Here is a 10,144-nt window from a genome sequence, read left to right as displayed (position 1 = left end):
ATCGAGGTTATTTGGCATTTGACAAGTGCACGCTGTTGAGTTCTCAAGGATCGGATGCTCCCACGACCCAGTCATCACAACCAGGCCCGAAGGGCAACTTCTCTATCTTACTGATCTCGTTCCTGTTGTCAAATCGCGTTTCGGCGACTTGCTCATCGGAATGAGGCAGTTCCTTCATCCAGAACACTCAGAAGAGTTGATGTGGATTCGGGGGGTGGTTCTCCGCTTGAGGGGGGTGAGGCTCTCGGCCTTTCCGCTTCCCTGTGGGGCGAACAGGTAATAACTTACGTGGATTCCGGGGGTCGGGCAAATCCGGCCCGTCGGCCGGGCGTGTCGTCCCGATTTTCCGCGGAACGCCGGTCACCAGGCGGTCCACGCCGCCCAGAGCCGCGCGTAGGGTCCCGGCGTCTCGACGAGGTCGGCGTGCGTTCCCGACTGCACGATCCGCCCGTCCTCCATCACCAGGATGCGGTCGGCCGTCACCGCCTGGGTGAGCCGGTGCGCGATCACGATCCCCGTGCGCGCACCGATCGCCCGGGCCGCCGCGTCGTCGAGTATCTCGGCGTCGGCCGACCCCGCCTCCGCCGTCGCCTCATCGAGGATCACGACCGAGGCATCCGACAGCGCCACCCGCACCAGCGCCAGGTGCTGCGCCTGCCCCGGGGTGAGCGGATGCCCCGACTCCCCCACCGGGGTGTCGAGCCCCTCGGGCAGGCGGTGGATCCAATGCGCGTCCAGCGCGTCGATGACCGCGAGCACCCGCTCCTCGTCGGCATCCGCGAACAGCCCCAGGTCGTCACGCACCGTGCCCGCGAACACATGGGGCTCCTGGCTCAGCATGATCACGGCATCCTGCAGGTCGTGCGGGTGCCACTCCCCGATCGCGCGGCCATCGTGGCGGACGTCTCCCCCGCCCACGGGGAGCGCACCCGCGAGCACGCGGGCGAGCGTCGTCTTGCCCGCACCGCTCGCCCCGACCACCGCGATCCTCTCGCCCGCCGATGCGCGCAGTGAGACACCGGCGAGGTCGTCACGATCGGGACGATGTCCGAAGCGCAGCCCCTCGACGTCGATCGCTCCGCGACGGGCGGGCCTCTCCTGCATACGCGGCGCGGGAGAGGGGAGGCCGATCACTCCGAACAGGCGTGCGAGGCTGGCGCCGGCATCCTGCAGGTCGTCGATCCGGTAGAGCAGGCTGCTCATCGGTCCGAAGAGCCCGAGGAAGTAGAGCGCGGCGGCGGTCGCGGCGCCCAGCTCGACCAGACCGCCCGCGACGAGGAAGTACCCCGTCACCAGGACGGCCGCGAGCCCCAGGAACTCGGCCCCGTTGAGGAAGACGTTGAAGTCGTTGCGCACCCGCGTCGCGCGCACCTCGAGCCCGATCGCCTGCTCGCTGGCCTCGGCGATCCCGGCCAGGTGCCTCTCCTCGGTGCGCAGCGCGACGACGGTGTCGACCCCGCGCACCGCCTCGATCGTGCGCTGCCCCCGCTCGGCCACCACCGTGCGATGCGCGCGATAGATCGGAGCGGACCGGCGCAGGAACCAGCGCAGCGCGAAGAACTGCACCGGCGCGGCGCACAGGGCCGCCAGTGCGAAGCGCGCGTCGAGCGCCCCCATGCCGATCAGGCTCAGCACGATCCCGAAGACCGCGGTCAGGAAGGCGGGCAACGCCTCTTCGACGACCTCACCCACCGCACGCACGTCGCCCGAGAGCCGCGCGACCAGATCGCCGGTTCCCGCCGCCTCGATCCGCGACGTCGGTTGGGCGAGCGCGGTGCGGAACGCCGACTCGCGCACCTCGCGGATCGTGCCCTGCCCCAGCCGGGCCAGCAGCACGCGCCCCACCCACGTGAGCACGGCCGCCGATACCACGGATGCCGCGAGCACCAGTCCGAGGGGCAGCAGCCCTCTGCCGCCCGCCACGATGTGGTCGACCATGAGCCCGATCACCCACGGGGCGACGAGCGCTGCCCCGACGCCGGCGAACAGGGTCACGAGCGCGAGGAGCACGAGACCCCGTCGATGCCCGAGCGCCGTGAGGAGTCCGCGCGCGGTGTCGCGGCGGCTCGCGACCGGCAGCTTCTCGTCGCTCATGCGTCGCCCCTCCGGTCGCGGTCGTCGCGCGGATCGGGATCGTCCCGCGGATCGGGATCGTTCCGCGGATCGCGGTCGTCCCGCGGATCGCGGTCGTCTCGCGGATCGCGGTCGTCCCGCGGATCGCGGTCGTCCCTCAGATCGTGCGCGCGCGCGCACGCCGCGAGCAGCGAGGCGCGGTCGGTGAGCAGCAGGATCGTGCGCCCGTCACGGGCGAGGCCCTCGGCGACCTGCGCCTCGGTGATCGGATCGATCGCGGTGGTCGGCTCGTGCAGCACGAGCAGGGGCTGCGGTTGGTGCAGGGCCCGCGCGAGCAGAAGGCGCTGACGCTGACCGCCCGAGAGCCGAAGGCCGCGCTCGCCCACGCGCTCGTCGAGACCGTCGGGCAGCCGGCGCAGCACCTCGTCGAACGCGGATGCCTCGAGGTGCGCGGCGTCGATCGGATCGGCGATGTTCTCGGCCGCCGTGCCGCTGAACACCGCGGCGTCGTGCGGCGGGGCGAACACCCGGGATCGGAGACCCTCGGCATCGAGGCGGGCGGCATCCGTTCCGGTCAGCAGCAGCTCGCCGACCTCGGGCTCGCGCTGTCCGCCGAACAGACGCGCGAGATCGGCGATCCGCGCGGGGTCTGCGCGAATCCCCGTGAGCTCGCCCGCGCGGATCTCGATCGGCCGCCCGTCGACATCGAGGCGCGCGACCACTCCGCCCGCGACCACTCCGCCCACGACCACTCCGCCCGCGGCCACTCCACCTGCAGCCGCGGCGACGGCGTCCGTCACCGGCATCCGCTCGGCGGCATCTGCTCCCGCCTCGGTGGCATCCGCTGACGCTTCGGCGGCATCCGCTCCCGCTTCGGCGGCATCCATTCCCGCTTCGGCGGTGAACTCGGCGATGCGCGTCGCCGACCCGTGCTTGCTCGCGATCTGCGCCGGCAGATACCCGAGCGCCTGCAGAGGTCCGCGGATCGTCTGCGCGAGCCCCATCGCCGTGACGAATCCGCCGACCGTGATCGTGCCCTCCAGCGCGAGCCAGCCGCCGAGCATCGCGATGCCGGTGAATGCGAGACCGCTCACCAGCAGGTTCAGTGCCGTGAGACCGGCCGTCGCCTTCTCGGCGCGATAGGCGGCCTCGGCCGCGACCGCGCTCTCGGCGACGTAGCGCTCGGCCGCTCGGGGAGCCCCGCCCAGGGCGCCGAGCACGCGCAGGCCGGTCGCGAAGTCGGTGCTCACTGCGTCAAGCCGCGCGGCCTGTTTCTGCGCCGCGTATCCGCGACGGCGCAGGCCCCCGCTCACGGCGTGCACGACGAACGCCTGCACGAGCGTGCCGATCACGACGGCGATCGCGAGCGGCCAGGCGATGACGAGCAGCGTGATGCACGCGACGAGCACCGCCGTCGCCGCGGCCGCCTGCTCGGCGATCACCCAGAAGAACCCGGCCGTCTGCCCGGCATCCGACGAGGAGATCGTCAGCACCTCGCCGGCCGGACGGCGCACGCGACGGCGCAGCGCGAGCCCGAGCACCCCCTGCCGCAGCGCGTGCTCGCCGCGCGCGTAGACGACGGTGGCGGAGCGATCACCCACCTGCCACGCGCAGATCAGTACCGCGAACACGGCGACGAGGAAAGCCAGCGCCCACCCGAGCGCGACCGGGTCGTGCGGAGCGATGGCCCGGTCGATCACGACGCCCACCGCGACGGGCACCATGACCTCGGCGAGTTGATGCCCGCAGAAACCCGCGATCGACAGCGCCGCGCGCACCCGACGCCCGCGCCCCCACACTCCCTCGCGGAACGCCCCTCCCACGGTCGTCGGAGCAGGATTCGGCGCGAGGTTCGGCGCAGGGCGGGGCATCGGGACTCCAGGAATCGGGGGCCCTCTTCACGCTAGCGAGGGCGGGTGTCGCCCAGCGGACAAGTGCTGTCGACCACCGGACCGGTTCGCGGGGCCGGGGATTCGCGCCTCGGTCACGGCGTCGATCCGGGCGTGCGTCGTCGCACGGAGTACTGCCACACTGGTGCGCGGAGAGGGAGTCCCATGAGCGCGCACGACCACGAATCAGAACCGGCACGACCCGCGAAGGCGCGTCGTCCGTGGCGGCGGACGAAGATCGCCGTCGCCTGCGTCGTCGGGGTGGCCGCGGTCGTGGCGATCGTCGGCTCGCTCACTCCGTGGCCGTCGGCCATGATCATCCGCGCCGTGTTCACCAAGGGCGGTGACGAGACAGCGGCGGAGATGGAGAAGCACGTGCCCGACGTCGAGCTCACCGAGCAGCTCGACGTCGCCTACGGGGACCGGGGTGCCGACACGACCCTGGACGTCTTCTCCCCGGCATCCGCCACCGGCCCGCTGCCCACGGTCGTCTGGATCCACGGCGGCGCCTGGATCTCGGGCGCGAAGGAGAACGTCGATCCGTACCTGCGCATCCTCGCCGCCGAGGGCTACACGACGATCGGCGTGAACTACACGATCGGCCCCGAGGGCGTGTACCCGCTCGCGGTGAACCAGCTCAACGAGGCGCTCGCCTACATCGACGAGCATGCCGCCGAGCTGGGCGTCGATCCCACGCGGATCGTGCTCGCCGGGGACTCCGCCGGTGCCCAGCTCGCCAGTCAGATGGCCACGCTCATCACGAGTCCCGACTACGCCGAGATCATGGACATCACGCCGTCGATCGAGGCCTCGCAACTGGTCGCGACCGTGCTCAACTGCGGCGTCTACGATCTGTCGGCGCTCGCGCAGCTCGACGGGATCGCCGGCTGGGGCTTCAAGTCGGCGATGTGGGCGTACTCCGGCACCAAGACCTGGGCCGAGGACTCGACGGGCGCGACGATGTCGACCGTGGACTGGGTGACCGCGGACTTCCCCGCGACCTACATCTCGGGCGGCAACGGTGACGGCCTCACCTGGCTGCAGTCGATCCCGATGGCGAAGCGCCTCGACGAGGTGGGGGTCGAGGTGACGACGCTCTTCTGGCCGGCACCGCACGAGCCGGCGCTCCCCCACGAGTACCAGTTCCACCTCGACCTGCCGGATGCCCGGACCGCCCTGCAGAAGACCATCGACTTCCTGGACGCGCACACGAGTAGATGAGGCGCGCTGTCAGGCCATGGTGTCGAGGATGCCGACGAGGTCTTCGAAGGTCGTGAGCGGGTTGAGGATCGCGAAGCGCGTGTTCGGGCGGCCCTTGTGCGAGCTCGGCACGACGAAGGCGCGCTGCGAGTCGAGCAGGGCGGCCGACCAGCGGTCGTAGTCGGCGCGTTCCCAGCCGTCACGCTCGAACACGACGACCGACAGCTGCGGATCGCGCACGAGCCGGAGCCCGGGGCGTGCCGCGATCTCGTCGGCGATGCGGCGGGTGAGCGCCATCGTCGCCCCGACCGCGTCGCGGTAGGACGTGACGCCGTAGGTCGCGAGCGAGAACCAGAGCGGCAGGCCGCGGGGGCGCCGGGTGAGCTGGATCGAGTAGTCGGACGGGCTGAAGTCGTCGCCGTCGGTGAGCGTATCGAGGTACTCGGCGTGCTGGGTGTGCGCGCGGCGTCCCGCCTCGGGATCGCGGTAGATCAGGGCGCAGCAGTCGAACGGCGCGAACAGCCACTTGTGCGGATCGACGATCACCGAGTCCGCGCGCTCCACCCCGGCGAAGATGTGCCGCGCCTCGGGCGACAGCATCGCGGTGAGTCCGTACGCGCCGTCGATGTGCAGCCAGAACTCGAACTCGTCCTTCAGCGCCGCGATGCCGGCGATGTCGTCGACGATGCCGAAGTTCGTCGATCCCCCGGTCGCGACGACCGCGCAGATCTCGTCACCGTGTTCGGCGAGGGCGTCGCGCACGGCATCCGCGCGGAGCACGCCGTCGTCGCCCGCCGGCACGAGCAGCACGTCGGCATCCATCACCCGCGCGGCCGATTTGTTCGAGGAGTGCGCCTCGACGCTGCAGACGATCTTCCACCGCGACGGGAGCTGCTTGCCCGCGTCGAGGAGGCGCGCCTTGGCGGCCTCGCGCGCGGCGACCAGCGCCGACAGGTTGCCGATCGTGCCGCCCTGCACGAAGACCCCGCCCGCGGTGTCGGGAAGCCCGAACTCCTTCGCCAGGAACGAGAGCACCTCGTTCTCGGCGTGCACGGCGCCCGCTCCCTCGAGCCAGCTGCCGCCGTAGAGACCGGATGCCGACACCACCAGGTCGAACGCGATCGCCGCCATGGTCGGCGCGGTGGGGATGAACGACAGGTACAGCGGATGACTCGTGGTCAGGCACGCCGGCGCGAGGATGTGCTCGAACACGCTGAGTGCCCGGTTGGCCCCCAGTCCCGCGTCGGTGATCGTGGCCCCGACGAGCCGGTTGAGCTCGGCCTCGCTCTGCGGCTTGTCGAGCGGCACGTCGGCCGCCAGCATCCGCCGTCGGGAGTAGTCGAGCACCGCGTCGACGATGGCCGTCGACTCGGCCGAGGCGGCGTGCATGCGCACAGCATCCATGGGGCGTTCCTTACTTCGCGGAGGAGGGAGCGGACGCCGGGGCGTCGAGCGGGTTCGGGGTGAGCGTGTTCGGTGTGAGGTGACTCGGGGCATCGCCGCGCGGATCGAGCACGACGGCGAGCGTGCGCCGGGCGAGGGCGGCGCGATCGTGCGGCGCCCACTTCACCAACGAGTGCGCGTTCATGCCGTCGATCATCGCGAGCAGCAGCCAGGCGGCCGTCTCGGTGCGGGTCGCCGAGATCTCGCCCGAGGCGGCGGCACGGGAGAGATGCGCCTCGAGGGCGCTCTGCCAGAGGTCCATCTCGGAGCGCACGCGCGCGGCGAGCGCCTCGTTGCGCGCCCCCAGTGCCCACGCCTGCACCCACACGAGGGTGACGTCGTCGCGACGGCCGTCGAGCAGCGTCTCGGTCATGTGCAGCAGGTTGTCGCGCACGGTCGCGCCGGGGTCGAACGACGCCATCACCTCGTCGCGCTCGGCCGCCACGATCTCGCCGAAGACATCGGCGAGGAAGGCGTCCATGCCCGGGCGGTAGTGCGCGACGAGAGCCGGGGTGACACCCACGCGGGCGGCGACGGCACGGAGGGTGAGAGCCTCCAGCCCGCTCTCGCGGGCGAGCCCGACGGCACCCTCGAGGATCGAGCGGTCGCGCTCTTCGGGAGGGAGGCGCCGGGGGCCGGAGACTCTTGACGTCGTGTTCATCACGGGTTACCGTAGCACCTGTTGATCGCATGTTCAATAACCACTCCACCGCGAGGAGACACCGATGGCCTGGCGCATGCCCGCAGAGACCGCACGCCACGATCGCACCTGGATGGCCTTCCCCGTCGAGGGCCAGACGCTCGGCGAGAGCGCGGCCGAGCGCGACGAGGGGTACGCGACGTGGACGGCGGTGGCGCACGCGGTCGCCGAGTTCGAGCCGGTCACGATGCTGGTCGATCCGCGCGAGCTCGCGCGGGCGAGACGGATGCTGGGAGCGGGTGTCGAGATCGTGGAGGCACCGGTCGACGAGTTCTGGATGCGCGACTCCGGGCCGACCTTCGTGATCGACGACGAACGTCCCGAGGCGCTCGGCGCGGTCGACTGGATCTTCAACGGCTGGGGCGACCCGGAGTGGGCCGACTGGGCGGCGGCCGCGCAGCACGCCCGCATCATCGCACGCGGCGTCGACGCCGAGCTCGTGAGCTCGACCCTCGTGAACGAGGGCGGCGGGATCCACGTCGACGGCCAGGGCACCGTGCTGCTCACCGAGACCGTGCAGCTCGACCCGCGCCGCAATCCCTACGCCGACCGGCAGCGCGTCGAGGCCGAGATGCTGCGCACGATCGGGGCGACCAAGGCGGTCTGGCTGCCGCGCGGCCTCACTCGCGACTACGACGACTTCGGCACCAACGGGCATGTCGACATCGTGGCGACGATCGTCTCGCCCGGGCGCCTGCTGCTGCACGCGCAGAACGATCCCGCGCACCCCGACCACGCGGTGACGCGCGAGCTGCGGGCGCACCTCGCCGAGCAGACGGATGCCGCCGGCCGCAGCTTCGAGGTGATCGATCTCCCCGCGCCCTCCACGCTGCGCGATGACGAGGGCTTCGTGGACTGGAGCTACGTCAACCATCTCGTGACGAACGACGGCGTGGTCGCCTGCGGGTTCGGAGACGAACGGGCGGACGCCGTGGCGCGCGAGATCCTCGCCGAGGCCTATCCCGGCCGACGCGTCGTGACCGTCGATGCACGACCGCTGTTCGACCGCGGGGGCGGCATCCACTGCATCACCCAGCAGCAGCCGGCGCTCGGGCAGTTCTCACCCACGGGCGCACTCGCATGATCGATGTCGTCGAGGCGTCGATCGCCGACCTGCGGCGCGCCCTCGACGCGGGAGCGGCGACGGCGGTCGACCTCGTCGACGCCTATCTCGCCCGCATCGACGCCTATGACGGCCCGGGCACGCCCACCGCACTGAACGCGGTCGTCGTGCGCAACCCGGAGGCCCGCGCCGAGGCGGCGGCATCCGACGAGCGCCGGGCGCGCGGCGAGACCCTCGGCCCGCTCGACGGCATCCCCTACACGGCCAAGGACAGCTACCTCGTGCAGGGGCTCACCGCCGCCGCCGGCAGCCCGGCCTTCGCGCGGCTCGTCGCCCAGCGCGACGCGTTCACCATCGAGCGGCTGCGGGCCGGCGGGGCCATCTGCCTCGGACTCACCAACATGCCGCCGATGGCGAACGGCGGCATGCAGCGCGGGGTCTACGGACGCGCCGAGAGTCCGTACAGCGCGCAATGGCTCACCGCGCCCTTCGCCTCCGGATCGTCGAACGGCTCGGGCACCGCTACCGCGGCGAGCTTCGCCGCCTTCGGTCTGGCCGAGGAGACCTGGTCGAGCGGTCGAGGTCCGGCGACGAACAACGCCCTCTGCGCGTACACGCCCTCGCGCGGCGTGATCTCGGTGCGCGGCAACTGGCCCCTCGTACCCACGATGGACGTCGTCGTGCCGCACGCTCGCACGATGGCCGATCTGCTCGAGGTGCTCGACGTCATCGTCGCCGACGACGCCGAGACGCGCGGAGACTTCTGGCGCACGCAGCCGTGGGTGCCGATCCCGGCCGCCTCCGCGGTGCGTCCCGCCTCCTATCCGGCGCTCGCCGCGACCGGCACGCTCGCCGCGACCGGCACGCCCCCTTCCGACCGCGCGAACCCCCTCGCCGGCATCCGGATCGGCATCCCCCGCATGTACATCGACGCCGATCCCGACGCGGGCACCGCCGCGCACCCCGGGGTCGGCGGGCCGACCGGTCGGCGCATCGACACCCGCCCCTCGGTCCTCACTCGCTGGGCGGCAGCGCGCCGCGACCTCGAGGCGGCGGGGGCGACCGTGGTCGAGGTCGACTTCCCCGTGGTGTCGAACTACGAGGGCGACCGCCCCGGCGCCCCGACGATCGCGACGCGCGGGCTCGTCTCGCCCGCCTACCTGCACCGCGAGATCGTCGATCTCTCGGCGTGGGCGTGGGAGGACTTCCTGCGGGCCAACGGCGACCCCGCCCTCGACTCACTGACCGGCATCGACGGGTCCACGATCTTCCCGCACCCGGACGGCGCGCTGCCCGACCGCTATACCGGCTTCGACGACGACATCGCCGAGTACCCCGACTGGGTGCGGGCGCATCCCGGCACCGGCCCCGACGACATGCCCGAGCTGCCCGAGGGTCTCCGCGGGCTCGAGGAGACCCGGCGCCGCGATCTCGAGCAGTGGATGGACGGCCTCGGCCTCGACGCCGTCGTCTTCCCCGCCGTCGCCGACCTCGGCGCCGCCGACATGGACGTCGACCCGGCATCCGCCGACCTCGGCTGGCGCAACGGAACCTGGATCGCGAACGGCAACCTCGCCATCCGTCACCTCGGCATCCCGACCGTCACGGTGCCGATGGGGCTCCTCGACGACATCGGCATGCCGATCGGACTCACCTTCGTCGGCCGCGCCTACGACGACGCGCGCCTGCTGCGGCTCGCGGCGGCGTTCGAGGCATCCGGAGCACCCGGCGAGCGCCGCACGCCCCCGCCGCGCACGCCCGCACTCTGAACGGCGG

General features: G+C 71.9%; 7 protein-coding genes. 3 read left to right on the top strand and 4 right to left on the bottom strand.

Annotated elements, in window-relative coordinates:
- Positions 1–360 precede the first annotated feature (360 nt).
- Complete coding sequence (locus tag WFJ97_RS16345; RefSeq protein ID WP_336642254.1) at positions 361–2,094, bottom strand: ABC transporter ATP-binding protein; 1,734 nt, start codon at positions 2,092–2,094, stop codon at positions 361–363.
- Complete coding sequence (locus WFJ97_RS16340; RefSeq protein WP_336642253.1) at positions 2,091–3,944, bottom strand: ABC transporter ATP-binding protein; 1,854 nt, start codon at positions 3,942–3,944, stop codon at positions 2,091–2,093. The genes WFJ97_RS16345 and WFJ97_RS16340 overlap by 4 nt, the downstream gene beginning before the upstream one ends.
- A 183-nt stretch (positions 3,945–4,127) precedes the next feature.
- Here WFJ97_RS16340 and WFJ97_RS16335 point away from each other — a divergent pair, with 183 nt between their 5' ends.
- The gene (locus WFJ97_RS16335; protein WP_336642252.1) at positions 4,128–5,183 is read left to right on the top strand and encodes an alpha/beta hydrolase; all 1,056 of its coding nucleotides are present in this window, start codon (positions 4,128–4,130) and stop codon (positions 5,181–5,183) included.
- Positions 5,184–5,192: 9 nt separating this feature from the next.
- Here the strand turns inward: WFJ97_RS16335 and WFJ97_RS16330 are convergent, their stop codons facing one another.
- Positions 5,193–6,566 (bottom strand): pyridoxal phosphate-dependent decarboxylase family protein, encoded by a 1,374-nt coding sequence (locus tag WFJ97_RS16330; protein WP_247624667.1) that lies wholly within the window; start codon positions 6,564–6,566, stop codon positions 5,193–5,195.
- Positions 6,567–6,576: 10 nt separating this feature from the next.
- Positions 6,577–7,266 carry a TetR/AcrR family transcriptional regulator gene (locus WFJ97_RS16325; protein ID WP_336642251.1) on the bottom strand — a complete coding sequence of 230 codons (690 nt, stop codon included), beginning with the start codon at positions 7,264–7,266 and terminating at the stop codon, positions 6,577–6,579.
- A gap of 64 nt (positions 7,267–7,330) precedes the next feature.
- On the opposite strand from WFJ97_RS16325, the gene WFJ97_RS16320 reads away from it, so the two are divergent.
- Both WFJ97_RS16320 and WFJ97_RS16315 read left to right on the top strand, forming a co-directional pair.
- Positions 7,331–8,389, top strand: coding sequence for an agmatine deiminase family protein (locus WFJ97_RS16320; RefSeq protein ID WP_336642250.1), 1,059 nt, complete (start codon positions 7,331–7,333; stop codon positions 8,387–8,389).
- Positions 8,386–10,137 carry an amidase gene (locus tag WFJ97_RS16315; RefSeq protein ID WP_336642249.1) on the top strand — a complete coding sequence of 584 codons (1,752 nt, stop codon included), beginning with the start codon at positions 8,386–8,388 and terminating at the stop codon, positions 10,135–10,137. Before WFJ97_RS16320 ends, WFJ97_RS16315 begins: the two co-directional genes overlap by 4 nt.
- The last annotated feature ends 7 nt before the right edge of the window (positions 10,138–10,144 follow it).

It is taken from the genome of Microbacterium sp. USHLN272 (assembly GCF_037149655.1).
In the GTDB taxonomy this organism is placed as follows: Bacteria; Actinomycetota; Actinomycetes; order Actinomycetales; family Microbacteriaceae; genus Microbacterium; species Microbacterium galbinum.
This window is presented reverse-complemented; position numbering and strand designations above follow the sequence as displayed.